12 protein-coding genes and 1 pseudogene are annotated in these 20,548 nt (G+C 36.2%); 8 read left to right on the top strand and 5 right to left on the bottom strand.

From position 1 onward, the window contains the following. The first annotated feature begins 876 nt into the window (after positions 1–876). Together ACP6PL_RS02795 and ACP6PL_RS02790 are read left to right on the top strand one after the other, a co-directional pair. On the top strand, positions 877–1,404 hold the full coding sequence (locus ACP6PL_RS02795) for a ferric reductase-like transmembrane domain-containing protein (protein ID WP_426542308.1): 528 nt from the start codon (positions 877–879) through the stop codon (positions 1,402–1,404). Between the two features lie 189 nt (positions 1,405–1,593). Further along, a complete protein-coding gene (locus tag ACP6PL_RS02790) occupies positions 1,594–3,024 on the top strand; it encodes a WD40 repeat domain-containing protein (RefSeq protein ID WP_426542306.1) in 1,431 nt (476 codons plus the stop codon). An 872-nt stretch (positions 3,025–3,896) separates the two neighbouring features. Here ACP6PL_RS02790 and glgX read toward each other — a convergent pair. After that, positions 3,897–6,077: a glycogen debranching protein GlgX gene (glgX, locus tag ACP6PL_RS02785; protein WP_426542304.1), complete on the bottom strand. Its 2,181-nt coding sequence runs from the start codon at positions 6,075–6,077 to the stop codon at positions 3,897–3,899. A 92-nt stretch (positions 6,078–6,169) separates the two neighbouring features. On the opposite strand from glgX, the gene ACP6PL_RS02780 reads away from it, so the two are divergent. Continuing rightward, positions 6,170–6,634, top strand: a complete 465-nt coding sequence (locus tag ACP6PL_RS02780) for a universal stress protein (RefSeq protein ID WP_426542302.1) — start codon at positions 6,170–6,172, stop codon at positions 6,632–6,634. A 526-nt stretch (positions 6,635–7,160) separates the two neighbouring features. Next, positions 7,161–7,625 (top strand): universal stress protein, encoded by a 465-nt coding sequence (locus ACP6PL_RS02775; RefSeq protein ID WP_426542300.1) that lies wholly within the window; start codon positions 7,161–7,163, stop codon positions 7,623–7,625. A gap of 652 nt (positions 7,626–8,277) precedes the next feature. Here ACP6PL_RS02775 and ACP6PL_RS02770 read toward each other — a convergent pair. Next, entirely contained in the window at positions 8,278–10,899 is a 2,622-nt protein-coding gene (locus tag ACP6PL_RS02770) for a DNA gyrase/topoisomerase IV subunit A (RefSeq protein WP_426542298.1), read from the bottom strand. A 1,628-nt stretch (positions 10,900–12,527) separates the two neighbouring features. Between ACP6PL_RS02770 and ACP6PL_RS02765 the strand changes: the two genes are divergently transcribed. Next, positions 12,528–12,929, top strand: coding sequence for a response regulator (locus ACP6PL_RS02765; protein ID WP_426542296.1), 402 nt, complete (start codon positions 12,528–12,530; stop codon positions 12,927–12,929). 254 nt (positions 12,930–13,183) lie between these two features. Beyond that, complete coding sequence (locus ACP6PL_RS02760; RefSeq protein WP_426542294.1) at positions 13,184–13,306, top strand: hypothetical protein; 123 nt, start codon at positions 13,184–13,186, stop codon at positions 13,304–13,306. Positions 13,307–13,382: 76 nt separating this feature from the next. On the opposite strand, the gene ACP6PL_RS02755 is transcribed toward ACP6PL_RS02760, so the two are convergent. Continuing rightward, positions 13,383–15,617: an amino acid permease gene (locus ACP6PL_RS02755; RefSeq protein WP_426542292.1), complete on the bottom strand. Its 2,235-nt coding sequence runs from the start codon at positions 15,615–15,617 to the stop codon at positions 13,383–13,385. Positions 15,618–17,109: 1,492 nt separating this feature from the next. Here ACP6PL_RS02755 and ACP6PL_RS02750 point away from each other — a divergent pair. After that, the gene (locus ACP6PL_RS02750; protein ID WP_426542290.1) at positions 17,110–18,768 is read left to right on the top strand and encodes a YcjF family protein; all 1,659 of its coding nucleotides are present in this window, start codon (positions 17,110–17,112) and stop codon (positions 18,766–18,768) included. 158 nt (positions 18,769–18,926) lie between these two features. On the opposite strand, the gene ACP6PL_RS02745 is transcribed toward ACP6PL_RS02750, so the two are convergent. Continuing rightward, the gene (locus ACP6PL_RS02745; RefSeq protein ID WP_426542288.1) at positions 18,927–19,118 is read right to left on the bottom strand and encodes a hypothetical protein; all 192 of its coding nucleotides are present in this window, start codon (positions 19,116–19,118) and stop codon (positions 18,927–18,929) included. 50 nt (positions 19,119–19,168) lie between these two features. Between ACP6PL_RS02745 and ACP6PL_RS02740 the strand changes: the two are divergent. Then, positions 19,169–19,929: pseudogene (locus tag ACP6PL_RS02740) on the top strand (transposase); the annotation flags it as partial. A gap of 99 nt (positions 19,930–20,028) precedes the next feature. Here ACP6PL_RS02740 and ACP6PL_RS02735 read toward each other — a convergent pair. Further along, positions 20,029–20,484, bottom strand: coding sequence for a hypothetical protein (locus tag ACP6PL_RS02735; RefSeq protein WP_426542286.1), 456 nt, complete (start codon positions 20,482–20,484; stop codon positions 20,029–20,031). Positions 20,485–20,548 lie beyond the last annotated feature (64 nt).

Below are 20,548 nucleotides of genomic sequence, written 5' to 3'. Positions count from 1 at the left end.
ATTCAATCCTCTCGGTTTTAACCAGAGGTAATTATCAATTATCAATTAATGAAAGGTGTTTTAAGGTTGAAATCTCCAGGTTTCTTTTTTTTCAGAAATGGATAGGAATTAATTCCAATGACTAATGCTTCTATACGCATAGTTAAAACTATTTACCAGTGATACTTTCTTTCGATTAGATAGCACTATCCGTAGATCGGATAGAAACGAGATATTTATATTAGTAAGTAATTAATACAGACTGAATAACCCTTTTGATAATTATTAGCTAAGAGCGTATTAATTATTCTTATATCAAATACAAAAAATTGTGCAAATATACGAATCTCCCCATCTCCCCATCTCCACCGCTCAAGAAAATCTAGCAAAGATTTATCAATTTGCTGTAATACATTCAAAAGTTTACAAAAGTTTACAATTTTCCCTTGCAGATTTTGAGCGTTATTGCTTACACTTAAGTTATTCAAGTAAATCACTTAAGTGATATTTTAAGTCCAGTTACTCATGGACATACAGTTTTCCAGACTAAACTAAAGAGTTAAAAGGCCAAAAAAAATATTTATTATCACTTATATGAAAAAAAGAAAATTTATGGCTACTGACTCACTCAAAGTAAAAAAAGCCTTTAGTTGATCAACTTAAGAAACTGAAGCTTGATATAATCCTTTAAAATCAGGGATTTAGCCGTTTCATTCTTATTTGAAATGACTATATATCTGTATATTCTCAAAGCTATTCAATCAAACAAAGTTTCAATAAATCAGGACTTACGCATGAGGTACAAAAAACTAAGGTTTGAGATTGCTTCCCTATCCGTCGCAATGACGAAAATACCTTGTATTGTGTAAGTCCTATAAATATTACAAAATTAGAGAAATGGAAAATTTCATCATCAACACACCAAGCTTTGCTAGTTACCTGGGATTTTTCTCTTTATCTGCCTACATCATTACTTTGCTACCGACAATTCTGAGAATAGTTTTTCCAGCTACTAAAAATACCAGTATTCCCAAAATGTTACTCAAATATCGCCGTCAAATAGGAGTAATATCATTTGTTTTCGGAGCTGGTCATGGCATCTTATTATTTATGAAAAGAAACTTTGATGTCTTTGATATTGAGTCTTATGTTATTTATTTACAAGGAATAGTTATACTAGCTATTTTTACACTTTTAGCAGTTACTTCTAATGACTGGAGTATCAAAAAATTGAAAAAAGATTGGAGAAAGCTACATTATTTAACTTATACATTAATGTTCCTTTTAACTTGGCATATTAGTGACAAAATGTTTGGTCATTGGAGTTATCTTACACCATTAGGAATAATCGGCAGTATAGGAATAACTGTTTTATTTTTAATCAGAAAATGGATTGAATATAAGAAAAAAAAGAAACTAATTTAGAATTATGAATTCAGAAGTTGAATTATTGGTGCAAATAAGAGTTTGATAATTTCTTCATAGTAATAACAACTGCGATAACTGACAACTTATAAACACTTCATTCCAGCCACAATGATAGAATTGTAAATTTTGAAAAAAGGCAAAATTTACTCCTTCTTATTTATTGAAATCTACATCATTTAAAAAATTATGGAATCAAAACAAGTTCTCTTGAATCCTACCAAAACAATAACTGTAACAGCATTAACTACAGCAATAGCAACAACTCTCATCATTAAAGGAATAGATTTCCAAGGTTTGCTATCAAAAAGAATCAAACAAACAAACTATAAAGTAGAAAAAATCAGGAAACCACTGCAAACTTTATCAGGTCATTCAACTTGGATCTATGCAGTTGCTGTTAGTCCAGATGGACAAACTATAGCTAGTAGCAGTTATGATGGTATAATTAAAATTTGGGATTTACCCACAGGTAAACTCATTCGTACTATAGATGCTCATACTGACGTTGTGGAATCTCTAGCAATAAGTCCTGACGGGAAAACTTTGATCAGTGGTAGTTGGGATGACTGTGTGAAATTTTGGAATCTTAGTAATGGCAATCTGGTTCATGCTATTAATCTTAATTCTGATGACATCAAAGCAGTAGCGATCTCCCCTGATGGAAATACTGTAGCAATTGGCAGTTATAGAGGTTTTATTAAATTATGGAGTTTGAAAACAGAAACAGAAATTTTACGTTTTCAGCATTCTAGTCCAGTCATTTCCTTAGCTTTTAGTCCCGATGGGCAAACTTTAGCTAGTGGTGGTAACGATGGAAAACTCAAAATGTGGGAAGTAAAAACAGGAAAAGAAAAGAATACTTTAGCTGCTCACGATCACCCTATTTGGTCAATTGCGTATCATCCTAATGGAGAAACTATTGCTAGTGGCAGTCAAGATCGAACTATAAAGCTATGGCAACCAGAGACAGGTAAAAAAGTTGGAACTTTCAATGGGCATTCAAATGCAGTTTTTTCTGTTGCTTTTAGTCCGGATGGGAAAACTTTAGCTAGTGGTAGTTACGACAGCAAAATTCTTTTGTGGGAGGTAGAAACTCAAAAACCAATGGAGAAATATCAAGGTCACACTAAACCTGTTTGGTCTGTTGGTTTTACTCAAGATGGGAAAACTCTTGTTAGTGGTAGTGCTGATGAAACAATTAAGATATGGCCTGTTTCACTCAAAAAATCACCTCCTAAGTCAAATGTGGCAAAGCCAAACCCTGAAATAATTCCAGTAGAGGTTCAGGAAATAGCCAAACTAGAAGACTTGAATCAAAAGCTGTATCAGCAAATTGATCGGAGTTGGCGAGAAACTCCTACATGGTATGAAGACTTAGAATATCAAGTTAGGGTAGATATTGATGGGGCGATCGCTAGTTATGAACCGATAAATCAATCTGCGAAAGATTATGTTTTGGAAACTCCTCTACCTAAGTTAGTGAATGACGGCGATCGTAAACCTGTTTCCCAAAAACCATTTGGGTTATTTAGAGTCATATTGACCCCAACAGGAGTATTAGAGGTTAGTCCTTGGTGGGGTTGGGGTGCTACGCGCAAGTCAGAATTCGGAAGTTAGAAGTAATTCCTGAGTGAGTTTGAGTATTTATTAATGTCCCTGCCCTATTTGCGTAGTGGTATATTGATGGCTTTAGAGAGTAGGGGAATAGTTGGTTCATCGACAGGAACAGGAATAATATCAAATCCGGTTGAATAGTTATAATTAAAGTTCGTAGTAGGGCTTCAGCCCTAAGTATATATCGGGCTGAGAGCTATACTACAAACAAAAACTTTTTTATCACTGATTATCCGGACATGATATAATATCAAATCAGGTTGAATACTTGTTATATGGTTGGGGGATGGGGGGATGGGGAGATGGGGAGATGGAGACCAACCCCTAACTACTCTCCGGTGGGGAATTTAGCGAGATATCTATTAAAGTAATTGAAAAAATTATCAAGACATATCCTATGACCAGATTCTATGTGCAATTAACCGGATTTGATATAACCGGGTTCTTATAGAAACCATTTGGTATCTATTTAAAAGTAGAGGGGAAGATGGGGAGATGGGGAGATGGGGTGTATTAGATATCTCCCAAAATCCAATCATCAAATCAATTATTACCCATAAATTATCAATTTATTATCCCTCCGACCTATTTTTTGGAGATACAAAATGGGTTCTATATAAGTCATGAGACTTGATATGATCGTGACTTATATCATGTCCGCTGGTATCGTTTGTGTAAAAGTTGGGGAAATATTTACCTTATGTAAGGCTTTTCCTTTTCTTCTTCCTTCTTCCTTCTTCCTTAACTTCTCTATACAATACCGATGCTACCGGACATGATATTACGCACCCAAACCAGAAACCGAGTTTATGGGAGACAGATGTTAGTATACTAGGACATCCAATACAAACCCGGTTTCTATACTTTACTAACCACTAACCAACTTTTTTTGCCATTAAAACAACAGCAGATCGGGCTTCAACCCGATACCTAACACCAATAACTTTTGTAGCTGTATCTAAATCATTAAAATCTCTAGGAGAAGAAAAAGCAGTATTAACAATTAAATACCAACTTTCTCCTCTTGCCAAAAGTGGTAACTCAAACATTAGAGGTTTCCAATAAGCATTCAACATAATATGAAAATATTCACCTGCTTTCTCCTCATCGGAGATGGCAGAAGGTAGCCCTGGAAGCCTTAAACTAAAAGCTAAAGTGCGAGAACCTTCCCACCAATCAGGTTTAGCAAAATGTACTCCATGCCAACTAATATTAGGTACTTCATTCGGGTCAATTTCTGCTTCTTTTACTGCTAAAGATAACTCTGGTTTCATCTCTTCCAGATATAACTCTGGCGTACCCTGTCCAAAAGTAGCTAAAACCTTATCTAACCGCATAATTTCTAAGTCTTGAGTGAAATTAATAATTCCTCTGACAAATCGTAATAGATCAGTTTGTTTCTCAATTTGACTCCAATCAAACCAACTAAGTTGATTATTTTGACAATAACCATTATTATTACCCAATTGAGTTCGCCTGACTTCATCTCCCATCAATATCATTGGCGTACCCTGGGAAAAAAACAATACAGTGAAAAAATTCTTAATTTGTCGCAGTCTTAATACTTCAATTTCCCGCTTATCCGTAACTCCTTCTACTCCACAATTCCAGCTACAATTATCATTAGCACCATCGCGGTTATCCTCACAATTTGCTTCATTATGTTTCTCATTATAAGAAACCAAATCGTTCATAGTAAAACCATCATGGCAAGTAATAAAATTAATACTATGATTAGGTTCCCGATCTGGTTGAGGATAAATATCAGGACTACCCATAATTCTTGCTGCTAACTTATCAACTATCTTGGGGTCACTTTTGACAAACTGACGCACATCATCACGATAATGTCCGTTCCATTCAGCAAAGCGATCGCCAATAAATGACCCTACCTGATATAATCCAGCAGCATCCCAAGCTTCAGCAATAATCTTTATTCCTGCCAAAACAGGGTCAGATTCAATTGCCCATAAAACAGGAGGATCTTCCAATGGATCGCCAGTTACACTGCGTGACATAACAGATGCCAAGTCAAACCGGAAGCCATCAACGTGCATTTCTCTAACCCAATAACAAAGACAGTCAACAATTAAGCGATGTACAAAAGGATTATTCGTATTGAAAGTATTGCCACAACCACTATAATTAGTGTAGCAACTAGAATCATCCGCTTCCAGAATGTAGTAAGTCGAATTTTCCAACCCCCGGAAAGAAACAGTCGGTCCGTTTTCATTACCCTCCGCCGTGTGATTAAACACCACATCCAAAATTACTTCTATTCCTGCTTTATGCAATGCCTTAACCATATCCCGAAACTCATCCATCGGTCCGAAAATATCTTGGCGAGAACTATAATTGTGGTGAGGAGCAAAAAAAGCGATTGGACTATAACCCCAATAATTAATTAGGGGTTCGCGCACATCTTGTTCGTCAAATTGTTGTACCGGTAATAATTCCACCGCAGTAATTCCCAATTCCTTGAGGTAGGGAATTTTTTCAATTAACCCAGCAAAAGTACCTCGTTTTTCCGGAGGGACACCAGAATTAGGATTACGAGTAAATCCACCAACGTGCATTTCATAGATAACTGTGGTGGCATAGGGAGTTTCTAGAGGTTTGTCATCTTCCCAATCATAAGTAGTTGGGTCAGCTACTACCCCTTTTAGGGCGTAGGGACAATTATCACCATTACCTGTAGCAGCTTCACGACTATACTTTTCTTGTCCCACTACAACTCTAGCATAAGGGTCAAGTAAAACTTTTGTACCATCAAACCGATGACCTTTTTCTGGATTAAAAGGTCCATAAACTCGATAAGCATATATTTGTCCCGCTCCAATACCAGAAATAAAGATGTGCCAGTAATGATGAGTTCTGTGTTGTTTTGGGTCAAGTAAAATTACTTGTTCTGGTTTAGTGGCTAATGGTTCATCGAATAGTAGTAATTCTATTGCTGTAGCATTTTTGGAATAAATAGAGAAATTTACTCCTTCGGGATCTTGACAGGCAGTGGCACCAATAGGAAAACTCTTACCGGGTAAGATATTAAGATTCATAATTTTTGACTTACTTAATTGTTAGATAACTTGGGTAATTTTATACAATATAAATAGATGTAGATATTAATAAAATTTGGGAGTAAAAATTTATGTATGAAAAAATTTTAGTTGCTATCGATACGTCTACCATTGGCGATCGCGTCTTTGATACAGCTCTAAAGTTAGCAAAAATTGGTAACTCAAATCTTATGTTAGTTCATATTCTCTCGGAAGAAGCAGAAGAAAGTCCTATCAGCTTTTGGCCAATGAATATTGGTTACGATCCAGAGATGATGAAAGAATATCATCAGCTTTGGGAAAAGTTTGAGAAAGAATGTTTACAAATGTTGCAATCAAAAGCAAGTGCAGCAAAAGATGTTGGCTTTCAAACAGAATTTACTCAAGTCAGAGGTAATCCTGGTCGGGAAATCTGTAAACTAGCCCAAGAATGGAGTGCCAATTTAATTGTTATGGGACGTCGTGGACATTCAGTCTTTAGTGAACTGGTATTAGGTAGTGTAAGTAATTATGTTATCCATCGCGCTCATTGTTCTGTTCATGTTGTACAGGATTAGTATTTCAGTTATCAGTTAGCCTCCTGCAGAGGAACTTTTAACCCAGTTCCTCCGGCTGAAGCCAGAGGTTTGAAATACTGAAGTTGATTTTCTCTTGGTCGATTAGATATGGCGTTAGCAGAGCGGCTCTGCAAGAGCGGGAGACCTCGCCATCTCTCGACCACTTTTTTATCCCCTTAAAAGGGGAGGCTATTGACTTTATTTTTTTGTCATTTTTTCAAATATAATTCTGACGATCGCTAACTTTTAGAAACATTAGCTGTTAAAAATTATGTTGTATAAGACATCTCAAAAGTTACTAACAATCATTACTAAAATAATTAATGTAATATCTACTCTATAATTTTAGCATTTTTAATTGTTAATGAGTCAAATAGCCAACTTATAAAACTGTTTGTAGGAAATTTAATTGAGAGTAGATAAGACTAATATTTATACTTAAATAAGTCCTAAAATATAGATTTTTTTTTGATAATTCGGATACAATAATTAGTATCAGTCAAAATAATTAACTTTTTACTAGATTATGTATCAAAAAATTCTAGCAGCAATGGACACATCGACAGTAGGAGATCGGGTTTTTGCCACTGCTCTAAACTTAGCAAAACTCAACAATTCTTACTTAAAATTATTGCATGTATTATCACCAGAAGAAGAAGACAGCCCAATTAGTTTTGGGGTAGTTTCTAGGGAATTTAACAAAGAATTGATTGCACAATATCGACAAAAATGGGAAGATTTTGAAAAAAAATGTCTAGAAATATTGCAGTCACGGACTAACGAAGCGACTACAGCAGGCGTAAGTACAGAATTTATCCAAGCTGAAGGGGTACCAGGCAAGCAAATATGTAAAGTTGCCGAGGAGTGGAGTGCTGAATTAATAATTATGGGTCGTAGAGGACATTCTGTTTTTAGCGAACTGGTTATAGGTAGTGTGAGTAGTTATGTAATTCACCATGCTAAATGTTCAGTATTAGTTGTGCAGAACTAACTGTTATGTGTTTTATATCAAATACAGTAACATCGGTACAATTCAAGTCTCGTAGGGATTTAGTTACCAAACCCCTACTTTTCTTGTGTTTTGACAATGACTGAAGATAGAATATTATTTGGCTGCAAAGCAAGGGGAATGGCATTTTTGATAATTATAGCAGTGCGCTCTGGCATATTTACATATTATTTTTTGTAGACCTTTTCTAGACTGCACTTTGAGTTGCTAAGTTATAAAGACCTAAGCAAGCAACGCTATAGTACGCCAGGAGTGTATCAATTATTCATATTTTTACTTCTCCCCTACTCAAGAAAGTATCGAAATATTTATCATGCTTGCTATTAGACGGCAATTTTCTCGACATTCAAAGACAAGTATGGACAGAATGTATAGGTATAGTCGTCTTAACAATCTACAACTTTTAACTTTTTGCCGAGAGACTCTCAATTGAAAGTATTCAATTTTGACAAAAACATAAGGTCAATAGTCTTCCTTTAGATAGGGTTTGAAAAAAATCAACTTCAGTATTTCAAGTCTCTGACTTCAGTCGGAGGTACTGATAACTATTTTGCTACCGTACAAGGCGCGTTTCACTACGCGACATGAATGCGTAGCATTCCAAAGGAAAGTTCCTCCGTAGGAGGCTAACTAATTAATAACCAATCACCTTAATAATTCTTTCCTTTGCAGCCAACTTCAGCAACCGATCGCCCTTATCATCCTGTCCATAAACTTTCACTGAATCAGCAATCATCCCAAAAACCTTACCATTAGTTGTCAACATCTGGACTAGAACATCTGAACTACTAACAACTATCCCTGCCAAAATATCAGTTTGTCTAGTAAATTGAAAAGCATTTTGACCAATACCACCACGATTAGCTACTCGCAAACCAGCAACAGGAATTTGCTTACCATAACTCTGTTCAGAAATTAATAATAAATTACTTTCTACATCCAAAGTCACACAACCAACTAACTCTTCTTGTTTCCTTAATCTAGTTGCTTGAGAACCTTGAGCAGCACGCCCCATTAATGGTAATTGTTCGTCATCTATTTCTAATCTTAATAATCGTCCACCAGAAGTTGCTAAAACTACTTGTTCTCCTATTTTACCCAGATTAGCATAACGTAATTCATCATCTTCCTTTAGTTTAATTACTGTCACACCACGATTTGTCAGATCGCTCAAATCAGACAAAGATAAACGTTTAATCTTGCCATTTTGGGTCAACATAATTAAGTCTTTATTTTCCTCTGCTTCATTTAAAACAAATTGAGCGACAATAATTTCTCTACGAGCATCTTGAATTTCTTTTGTTGCTGATGGTGGTAATAGAGTGACTAAAGGCACCCCTTTATTTTCATTTCGTGTTGTCGAACGGTTAGAAGCAGTAGGAATATCATTTACTTTTAGAGGATATGCTTTACCAGTACGAGTTAATAATACTAAAGTTTTGTCAGTAGTTGCCTCAATTATATTAGTAGTAAAATCGTCACTATTATTGATACTAATATCAGATTTTTTATCTATTTGATGTTTCTCAAATCCTTTAGCAGGAAGTCGTCGGACATACCCTCGGTTGGTAAATTCTATCACAACTTTTTCTGTAGGTGGCGGTGTAGCTTCTAAAGTCAAAACTTGTGATTCAACTGTTGTACTTTTTGATTTTCTACTTCTACCTTTAGTTTGTCTATCTGTTTCTTGCTTACCAGTTTCTAGATTACTTTTCTGTTGAGAAATAGATGCAAACTTATCTGCATTTTTTGATTCTGCTTGGTCAATAATTCGAGTACGTCTAGGGTCGTTATATTTCCGTTTTAGGGTGCGTAATTCTTTTTTCAGCGCTTTGAGCAGTTGATGGCGATCGCTCAATAAATTTTCTAACTCTTGTATTTTTGCTATTAGTTGCTCATATTCTTCTTCTAATTTTTGCTTTTCCAAACCAGTCAGTCTCCGCATTGGCATTGCTAAAATAGCATCAGCTTGATTTTCACTTAAACCCAAACTTTCTTGGAAGCTAACTTTAGCAGTGCTGCCATCAGGTGCATTTCTGAGAATATCAATTACTGTATCCAATTCTGTTAAAGCTGTGAGCAAACCCTCGACAATGTGACATCTAGCTTGAGCTATTTCTAGCTCATGGGTGTACCGACGGGTGAGAGTCTGTTCCCTAAAATTCAGAAATTCTTGTAAAAGTTCTCGCAAAGATAATTGCCGTGGTTGTCCATCAACCAAAGCTAGCATAATGGCACCAAATTTAGAAAGTAAATCAGTATGTTGGTAGAGATGGTGCAGTACAACACTAGGATCAGTTTCACGTTTTAGCTCAATTACAACTCTAATACCAGAGCGATCACTTTCATCCCGCAAATCAGCAATACCTTCTATCTTACCAGCATTAACTAAGTCTGCTGTTTTTTCGATCCAACCTGCTTTGTTGACTTGGAAAGGCAACTCTGTCACTACAATAGCTGTTTTTGTACGTCGTCCACGACCTGTGGGAACTTGCTCAATAGTTGCCACACCTCTGATAGGGATGCTACCTCGACCCTTAGTATAAGCATCAATAATTCCACCTGTGGTAACAATTTCTCCTCCAGTGGGAAAGTCTGGCCCAGGAATTAATTGAAATAGCTTTTGATCCGAAACATTCGGATTGTCAATTAAAGCAATGAGGCCATCTACTACCTCTCCTAAATTATGTGGTGGAACATTAGTTGCCATCCCTACAGCAATCCCAGAAGAACCATTTAGTAATAAAAATGGTAGTTGTGCAGGTAATACTTTAGGTTCTTGCTGGGATGCATCAAAGTTGTTGGTAAAGTCAACTGTAGCTTCGCCAATTTGAGTTAGTAAACCTTCATTACCAATAGATGCCAAGCGACTTTCTGTGTAACGCATGGCAGCAGCGGGGTCATTGTCAATGGAGCCAAAGTTGCCGTGGCCATCAAGTAATGGATAACGAGTGGAAAAATCTTGAATCATCCGCACCATGGCATCATAAACAGCTTGGTCGCCGTGGGGATGATATTTTCCTAGAACGTCTCCAACTACCCTAGCGCATTTCCGAAATTGTCTATCTGGAGTGAGACCAAGTTCGTGCATAGCGTATAATATTCGGCGATGAACTGGTTTTTGTCCATCTCTAACATCTGGCAGAGCGCGGCCAACAATCACACTCATGGCATATTCAAGATATGATTGCTGCATTTCGATATGGAGTGCTGTATTAATAACTTGTCCGGAAAGTAAATTTAATTGTTTGGCCATGAGTTAATGTTTGGATTAGGAGGTATAAAAAATCACAAATAACATTTTAGACTTAGTGTGTAAATGTGATTAAAATAATTAATTTAGAGAATTTTAGGGATATTGTTAAGGAATTCAGGAAAAGTAAATTTGATATCCTATTTTACTCAAGCTAAGTTGTTATATTCTGAAGTAACCAGGAGTTGGAATATAATTATAGAAGTACAAAATTTTGCCAGCTAATGGAACCAATTTTCTCATATCTTAGACCAGTGATTAAAACAGTTATCAGTTATTAAGAAATTGGAGTGATAAATAGGTTGATTGCTACCAATATCACCAGTAAATTATTCAAATAATAATATATTTCCATTCTCCAACAAACCTGTTAAAAATATTTACTGTTGACTAATGATTAATAACGAATAAAGGATTTGTAGATTAATCCGTCCTTTGGTTTAAACCCTAAGTTTATTGGGTATAAAAAACTAAGTTTCATCCCTATGAGTAGGTTTTAAAAAAATTAGTTGAGGACTTTAAACCTTTAATTTTATTTTTTGATAGGTTCTATTTGTGGCCTGATTTATTTTATGTAACCTCAGTAAATATTATAATTAAGTATAGGAATATCAAATATTTAATTTAGTGCTGATAGTAAACTATGAGAGTTAGTAAATGAGTAATTCAATAGACATCTCCAATAATAAAAAATCGATGGTGATTCATAGTAATGATATAGGAAGTATGGGAGGTGTGGGAAGTGTAGGAAAATAAATATATATTCTCATCATTACAATGCAGGATAACCAAAAAATCAAATCAATTATCGCACAGAAATCATCTATTATTTCCCACTACTTCCTACTCCCTACTCCCTACTACCTGTTTTATGGAGATTTCTAATAGATATGTATCCATAGTAATAATTTTTTTCTCAGGTTCGTACTTTGGGGCAAAAAAATGTTTGAAGACTGGAGATAGTAACTAATACAGCTAAAATCCTTAGACAATAATTGATTAGAGAAAAATTTATTTATGTTTAATTCAACACAAATTTAGATGAAAACTCAAAATATATGCTATCCACCACTCCAAAACTCGACTGGTATTTTCAAGACTAGCCAAATCAAAATCTTTGTTATGTTAGATCACATCTAGTTGAAACTATGTCAAGGTATAGTAGATTAATTTCAGTTATGCTGGAGGAATTTAACTCTTACCTTTAGCATTACTAGATGCTATAAGGCAAGTTTAATCACTTAACAAAATATATTTGCTAATTTTAAAATTGTCAGTAACTATGTATGAGTTTTGAGATGTGAGGTTGATCTTTTAGAGTTGATTGTGCGAGTATTTACGACATACTTGTTTAATCATCATAGCAGCCAGACAAAATATGCCGTCAACTGGTTTGTCCTAATCTTATCTGACTATTAGGCTTCTTTATGGGAAGTTAAAAGTCCAAAAATTGACAGTGAAGTATTATCAAAACCGTAGACAATGGCTGTTTATGATTTGAGAAAGCCTTGTTTGAGTGTTTAATTCGTCTTACTTGAAATAAATTAACCATTCTGGCTTCTCATAAGTAATTTAGTCTAAACTCTATGTGTTAGTTCTTAAACTCAGAGGTATTTTAGCAGGAGAATTATATGAAGACTATTTTAATTGTAGAAGACGATCAAGTTAATGCTAGGGTTTTTTCCAAAATTTTGACCAAAAGAGGTGGTTTAGCTGTTAAGCATACAGAAGATGTGGAAGAAGTAGTGAAAATTGCTAAGTCAAAGGAAGCAGACTTGATTTTGATGGATGTTTCTCTAGCTCGTAGCGTTTACCAAGGTAAATCTGTTGATGGAATTAAAATTACTCAAATTCTTAAAGCTGACCCTCAAACAGATAAACTACCAATCATATTAGTTACTGCTCATGCTATGTCAGGCGATCGAGAAAATTTTTTGAAGGAAAGTGGTGCTGACGGTTATATTTCTAAACCAGTGGTGGATCATCAAGAGTTCATCAATCAGATCAAGTCATTGCTACCTCAAGATGATTGATTGATTCCAGGATAAATGGCCTCAAAAATTTGGAGTTATAGATGAATTGTAAAAGCAGAAACTTAAATCTACTTAAGTAGACTTTTCTTCAATATTTATTATGGTATATAGTCAATATTAATTTTACTCTTAAAACATTTAGGTGGAGTTCCTATAGATTTTAAGCCTTTGGATAAAGATATAGAACTACGCGCAAGTCAAAAGTAAAAACTAATCTCTAACTGAGTTTTTCCTGCAGAAATGCGGAGCATTTTATGTTGCGTAGCAAAACAGGATTTACCAATATCCGCACCCTACATTTGTATGGGTTTGGTAACCAAACCCATACAGATGAATCAACAAAGCAGTCTTCAAAGATCAAACCTGTGTTTTGGTAGGTTGAGCATAGCGGATCAATAATTTAAGCTACAAGTATTGGAGCTATACTCCCACACATCTAAAATCTAATCAAAATTAGCGATCGCTAAGAACTTCACCATAAGAAAAACCTGGAGCTGCCAAAACAAAAACTGTACTAGGAAGACCTAGAGTTTTAGACTGTAAATCCTGATAATACTCGGTAAAATTATCTCCTGGAGTCCTAATACCAAGGAAAATCAAATCAGCATCCTGAGAAGACTCATGTAAAATATCATAAAAAGGCCGACCTTTAGATACCAAAACCTGAGAACTTGCACCAATGCGTAAATTTTGAATCACACTATCAACATTTGCTTGGGTTGCTTGAGCTGCACTTTCTTCAGGAACTACCAGTTTCAAATGAACTTCAGCATTTCGCCAATCCATATCTGTACGCAATAAATAGGCCAAAAGTAACATTAAGCCACCATTATTTTGTAAACCACCCCACCAGACATCAATTCTACGATATTGACCAAAGCTACGTTCGCTATTCTCCCGCAAAATTACTACATTTTTTTTTGCTTTATGAATATGAGCAACTAACTGACAGTAGCGATCGCTCCGAGAAGGTTCCTGACTGTCTCCAAGAACTACTGTATTTGGTGTCAGAGGTCCAATACCATAAGTTTCTACCAAGAGTTTCGCCCCATCAAAAAAGTCTGTAGCTGTTACAACTCTCACCAATACTTGGACTCCACGTTTTTCCAAATACTCACGAATAGTATCCTGCATATCACTTTGCTGAGAAACATCCCGAGATGAACTTGGCAAAACACTACAAACCGTAATCATCCCTCGGTTATGAGTTAGGTCATCTGCAAACTGAATTAATGGCCAGCGTTTTTTAGGTATCCCAGACAGCACCAAAATATGAGGACGCCAGTTTTTAGTATCTTCTTCACCAATCTGAAAAATCCCTTCCCGTACCAAGGCCATCCATATTCCTCGTCTGGCATCTCCCCAAGTTGTCTCTAACTCCCGTCGTTGTAGCCAGATAAATATGGCCAGAACTATCACAGCAGCAATAACTGTAGCTACAGCATTAATCAGAAACATCACTGCCAAACAACCCATGGCACCTAGCATTGATAATGACCAATGGACTTTAAATGTCGGACGAAAAGAGGGGCTTTGTAAAAAGCCTTCTATACCTGCTGACACATTCAAAACCAAATAGGTAGTCAAAAAGAACATTGTCAACACTGGGGCAATAATATTTAAGTCCCCAATACAGACTGTGGCTGTAGCAACTCCTAATGTTACTGCTGTACCAATTCGAGGTTCATCATTAGGCCCACTACCATTGCCGAGAAAAGATAAACAACGCGGTAAAACTCCATCCCTGGCCAAAGCCTGTAAGACCCTGGGAGCACCCAAAATACTACCAATAGCACTGGAAAGAGTTGCCCCCCAAACTCCAAACAAAATAGCTGGTCCCCAAAAAGACATTTCTTTCATAATCAAGGGGTTTTCTATTAAGGTACTAGCATCTGCCCTCATGGCCATAACAATTGGTAGTATCATGTAAATCACATAACCCGTACCAACTGCTGCCAGAGTACCTGTAGGAATAGAACGGCTAGGTTCTCGCAAGTCCCCCGACATACTTACTCCTGCCATTATTCCTGTTACCGCTGGAAAGAAGACAGCAAAAACATTCCAAAAAGGTTCTGATGATTGGCCTGGATCTGCCCAAATTTCTATAGTTGTTGCTTCTAGAGGATGTCCAAATGCAAATGAAATTAGGGATAAGATGATCGCTCCCATAATCAAATACTGGGCTTTAATCGCAATTTCTGCGGAAGTCAAGGCCAATACTGCCACGGCTATTGTGGTAATCAAAGCTACATAAAGTTGGTTAAAGGTACCAAAAGCATCTATAATACTCTCTGCAAAACCAATGGTATAAAGGGCAACAGAAAGAGCTTGGGCAAAATAAAGGGGTATTCCGACTGCACCACCTGTTTCCAGACCTAGAGACCGACTAATCATATAGTAGGCACCTCCACCTCTAACTATTCTGTCTGTGGCGATCGCGCTAACTGATAAAGAGGTGAGAAAGGTAATACTTGTGGACAGAGTAACAATAAGTAGAGTCCCCAATAAACCTACATTACCAACTACCCATCCAAAGCGGAGGTACATAATTACACCCAAGATTGTCAAAATTGAGGGAGTATATACACCACCAAATGTTCCTAAACCTTTATCACTACTACCTTCGGGAGAAATTTTGGGAGTTGGTTGTGTTTCTTCTGGTAGATTTGCACGTTTAAATAGCTTCATAAATCTAATAAATTGCAGTATTTATACTTCTAATTCAAGTCATCTATCATTTCTGGCAATTAGCACATCGCTTATCAGCTATCGGCTTTTTTTTTTGACTTAATCTTACTGTTTGACAAGGGTAGTTCATTTATTTAATTAACGGGAAAAACTTTATAACCAAATAGCTGTTCTGTATATTTTTGTTCCTTATCTAATGTTTCAGCTATTGAATATAAGATTTTATATAGTATTCCGGTTCAAAAATATAGCATATAAATAAATAATTATAGAACTGAGGCAAAAAAAACCGGTTGCTACGAGAAATCCTTAGTTTGAAAAATAGACATCTACACACATAATATGGTTTCTAGCTTCAGTGTGGGTAATAGCAATTTTTCAAGATGTCACAAATAGTTTCGCTCCTGATCAAGTTAAGTAATTCCTTGAAATTATTGTCACGTCAAAATTTTCAGTAATCACAAATCTTACTTTTAACTTTTAACTTCGGTGAAACGGTATGATTCCTGTAATGACTATAATTATGAGGATGCTGAGATATATTTTAATACTAACTTCTATTCCCCTAACGTCTTCAGGACTTAAGCAAAAATACTATATAGCAATCCGCGCATTGATTGTGAAAAATCAAAAAGTAAATAAACAACCCTGAAACTCCCACCTGTTCCCTGTTCCCTAAAAGCAGCGAAATTTTAGACATGACTCAAATAGGATTGCTATATGTAGTAGACATCTCCAATGATTAAAAATCAAATCAATTCCATACGCAAAAATCATTAATTCTTTCCCCCTACTCCCTACTCCCTCTTTTTCGGAGAGGTCTAGTAGATATTGTGAATTAAAACTATAACGTCTTAGTTTATGTAGTGTTTAGAACTCATCCACTGCCTAACTCCTGGTATTAAAACTTTGTAGCTCATTAATTACAAAACTGCTGTAAATGAGAGAAACTTTTCAAGCTAACTTTTTTTTTGTTGATTAAATTGTTTATATTTATACTTTTATAAAGGTATTTTTTTGTAATCAGGGACTTAGTTTTTCCCAGTAGTTAGGAAATAAGTTTAGTTTTAATAATCAAAATAGCTCCTGATAATGAGTTTGCTAAAAATTGTGGTTCACCAGAAATGTCCTTCACCCTAACCGCTTGATGCTATAATTATATAGATTGAAATACCGAAGCTAGAAAGAAAAGTTCTCAAACCAACGAGAAGCCTAAACTAAAACCCTGTAGTAATGGAAGCAAAGTAAAAACAGCTAGGAAAATGAGAGTCGAGCTATTTATCTAACACCTAAAAAAAATATCAAAAACAGTAGGTGCAGAACATCCACAAACTGAAGCTAACCATCTGAAGTACTCTAGATAGAACAACCTATGGCAACAAAGCCTTGCAATAGAAGAGATAGTCAAGCAGACTGGATGAAACATTAATTTCTCCTTAGCTGAAGCTCAAAGGCTTCCAAACTAACGATTTTTTTGAGTTGATTTGATTAAATGCCTACTTCCCGTCTGTTAACACTGATTTTAGGTCTCTGTCTGATTTTATTACTCATAATTTGGCTGATTAGTTCCCTATCATGGCTATACAGTCAAATTTCATGGTATGCACCTCCAGTTTTGGCCAACTTGTTAGTGCTACTTTTAGTTATTCTAATTGGAATTGTTATTTTTGCTTTCGTTTATTATCTAATATTATATACAACTCCCAAAAGTAAACGGCAAAAAGGATCAAAAGCTAAGATTAAGATTCCAGTTGTTAAATCTGAGGCTGCGTCCGAATCCCTTAAGGCAGTCAAGCAACAAGTAATTCAAATACAAGATGAAGTGGCCAGACAAGCATTATTGAGCCGTTCACAAGAAATAGAGGCCAGTTTAGCACGAGGTGATGTCAAAGTTGTAGTCTTTGGTACCGGTTCGGCAGGTAAAACTTCTGTGGTAAATGCACTCATAGGTCGAATGGTTGGGAGGGTAGAAGCACCTATGGGATCAACAAAGGCTGGAGAAACCTATCATCTGAAAATGCAGGGATTAGAACAAGAAATTTTGATTACTGATACTCCAGGGATTTTAGAAGCAGGAGTGGCAGGTACAGAAAGGGGTCAACTGGCACGAGTTTTTGCTACAGAGGCTAATCTATTATTGTTTGTAGTTGATAACGATTTACAAAATTCAGAATATACTGCTCTGAAAAGTTTGGCGGAGATTGGTAAGCGATCGCTTGTGATTTTCAACAAAACTGACCTCTATACTGAGGAAGACAAAGAAGCGATTGTTGTTAGACTTAGGGAAAGATTACTAGGAGTTGTTAGTAAAATGGATATTGTGGCGATCGCTGCTAATCCCCAATCAGTTAGACTTGAGAGTGGAGAAATGTATCTGCCAGAACCTGATACTATGCCTTTAATTAGACGCATGGCTGCTGTTTTGCGAGCTGAAGGAGAAGATTTGATTGCAGATAATATTCTATTACAATCTCAACGTTTGGGGGAAGAAGCAAGACGTTTAATTGATACTCAAAGACGACGACAAGCAGATAAAGTTGTTGAAAGATTTCAGTGGATCGGTGCGGGAGTGATTGCGGTTACACCATTGCCAGTGGTAGATGTGTTGGCGACTGCTGCAGTTAATGCTCAAATGGTAGTAGAAATTGGCAAAGTTTATGGTTGCGAATTGAATTTGGAAAGAGGTCAAGAATTAGCAATGTCATTGGCAAAAACTCTTGCTGGTTTAGGTATTGTGGAAGGGGTAATAAAAATTATTTCTACAGCTCTACAATTAACTGTAGCAACTTTTTTAATTGGTAAAGCTATTCAAGGAGTAAGTGCAGCTTATTTAACTAGAATTGCTGGTAAGAGTTTCATTGAATATTTTCGTCAGAATCAAGATTGGGGAGATGGTGGGATGACAGAAGTTGTACAAAGACAATTTCAATTAGTCAAAAAAGATGAATTTGTTAAGTCATTTGTGAAAGACGCTATAACTAAAATTGTTGAACCTTTAACTAATATTTATTCCTCTGAGGAAGAATCAGAAAAAGAGGAAGAATATTATGAGGAAGAGGCAAAAATAAATGATCGACCTCAACCTAGTAAAAAAGTATATGATTATGATGATTGGGAAACAGAAAGTAGAGTTAAAAGAGAAGATTGGTAATTTGAAAAAGGAAGGGAGGCATGACACTGATTTGCGCACGGATGCACAGATAATATAAAGTTTGATTGACTATTGTAGTCAGATAATTTTGTTAAAAAGTTGATGTTGAGCGGAAATAGAAGGTTCTATTAATGAATACTGGATAATGAAAACTATCTCTAATTATCAATAGCATTGCGTAAACGAGCCTTACGGCCTCCTCCAACAGAGCGTTGACGAGGTTTGTCTGTTAATGTTTGCTCATATACCTGAGTAAAGGCGAAGAGCAAGGATTGAAATGCTTTTCGATTTAATCCTGTTAATGCCCTGAGTAACCTATCCTGTTTTAAGGCCCGTTCAATATTTAGCATTTCTAAGCGCCTATTTCTTCTTGGCTGATTTTACCTTATTTCCCAACAACTCCATTGTAATACCAGTGATACCAACGGTAGAAGGAATTGACGCGCGTAGTAGATTCTACGGGGGTCAAAGTATATGGTGAAGGGGAATGGAAAACCAGGGTTCATGGTGTAGGTAAGCGTAGGACATGGCGTAAATTACATTTAGGTGTGAATGATGCCACGGGAGAGATTGTCACAGGGATGGTAACAACTAATGATGTGAGTGACGACCAAGTATTTGCAGACCTATTAGATGGGGTAGAAGGTGAAATCACCCAAGTATCAGGTGATGGAGCTTACGATAAGCACAAGTGCTATGAAAAAGTAAGTCAGTTAGGGGCGAAAACAACTATTCCACCTCGAAAAAATGCAGTAATATCATGTTCGGATAATCACTTATAATAAAGTATATGGTTTGTAGTAGGGCTTCAGCCCGAACTGTAGATAGGGCTGAAGCCCTACTACGAACTGTAATTATAATAACTATTTAACCGAACATAATATAATTTGGCAACATGGTAACTGTAAAGGGACTCCTCATCCTAGAGATGAAAATTTGAGACGGATTCGCATCTGTGGGCGGAAAAAATGGAAGCGTGAAAGTGGCTACCATCAACGCTCCCTATCTGAAGCCACGATGTTTAGACTCAAAGTGATATTTGGAGGTAAGTTGCGACGAAGAAAATTTGATAATTAGGCAGTGGAGTTGTTCATACAATGCGCCATACTTAACCGTATGATTCAAACAGGTAAGCCCAAGAGCTACAAAGTTGAAATCTAGTTCACTCCCTTGAGTGGAGTTGTCGCAATCGCCACTTTCATGCAACAAAGCCATTATCCATTGAAAAATTATGAAAAAATTGTCGTTACCTAATTCCTATTAGTCTATTAATTTTCTTGCGTTTTTAGCAGCAATAGTACCAGTAACCAAGAGACCAAGGATACTTGTGGGTTCACTAGTAGATTCTACTTCTACTGTCAACTCTAGTTCCGCGAAAGAGATGACCGCATCATCCTGATAAGACCAGGAAATTGTATTAGTAACAGGATCTAATGAATTGATAATATCTGTAGAGGTAAACCCAAAGTCTAGCAAATTTATAGAAACTTTACCTGTGGTTCCAACCGCAGGGATATCAGGAAGGTCACGTATAAGAATAGATTTTAGACCAGGAACTCCAGTAGTATCTGTTGTAAGACTATTAACAGGAGAGAGAGTCAAAGTTAGGATAGCCGAGTCTAGAGGGCTATAAGTTGGAAAAAGCGCTAGATTACTGTCACTTGAGAAATCAAATAACCACTCTGTTCTTTCATCAAGTCTATCACCTGTAGGCAAACTTGGGATAACTGGATTATGTCGAATCAGAAAATCTCCATTTTGTAGATCTCCCCAACAATAG

The sequence above is a fragment of the Dapis purpurea BLCC-M126 genome (genome assembly GCF_050015975.1).
Lineage (GTDB): Bacteria > Cyanobacteriota > Cyanobacteriia > Cyanobacteriales > Microcoleaceae > Trichodesmium.
Note: the sequence above shows the minus strand (reverse complement) of the source record. Positions and strands in the feature narration are given on the sequence as shown.

Excerpts from the sequence above, each read along its gene's own strand:
- ACP6PL_RS02795 (WP_426542308.1), top strand. The coding sequence starts at position 877 with ATGGAAAATTTCATCATCAACACACCAAGCTTTGCTAGTTACCTGGGA.
- ACP6PL_RS02790 (WP_426542306.1), top strand. The coding sequence starts at position 1,594 with ATGGAATCAAAACAAGTTCTCTTGAATCCTACCAAAACAATAACTGTA.
- glgX (WP_426542304.1), bottom strand. The coding sequence starts at position 6,077 with ATGAATCTTAATATCTTACCCGGTAAGAGTTTTCCTATTGGTGCCACT.
- ACP6PL_RS02780 (WP_426542302.1), top strand. The coding sequence starts at position 6,170 with ATGTATGAAAAAATTTTAGTTGCTATCGATACGTCTACCATTGGCGAT.
- ACP6PL_RS02775 (WP_426542300.1), top strand. The coding sequence starts at position 7,161 with ATGTATCAAAAAATTCTAGCAGCAATGGACACATCGACAGTAGGAGAT.
- ACP6PL_RS02770 (WP_426542298.1), bottom strand. The coding sequence starts at position 10,899 with ATGGCCAAACAATTAAATTTACTTTCCGGACAAGTTATTAATACAGCA.
- ACP6PL_RS02765 (WP_426542296.1), top strand. The coding sequence starts at position 12,528 with ATGAAGACTATTTTAATTGTAGAAGACGATCAAGTTAATGCTAGGGTT.
- ACP6PL_RS02760 (WP_426542294.1), top strand. The coding sequence starts at position 13,184 with ATGTTGCGTAGCAAAACAGGATTTACCAATATCCGCACCCTACATTTG.
- ACP6PL_RS02755 (WP_426542292.1), bottom strand. The coding sequence starts at position 15,617 with ATGAAGCTATTTAAACGTGCAAATCTACCAGAAGAAACACAACCAACT.
- ACP6PL_RS02750 (WP_426542290.1), top strand. The coding sequence starts at position 17,110 with ATGCCTACTTCCCGTCTGTTAACACTGATTTTAGGTCTCTGTCTGATT.
- ACP6PL_RS02745 (WP_426542288.1), bottom strand. The coding sequence starts at position 19,118 with ATGCTAAATATTGAACGGGCCTTAAAACAGGATAGGTTACTCAGGGCA.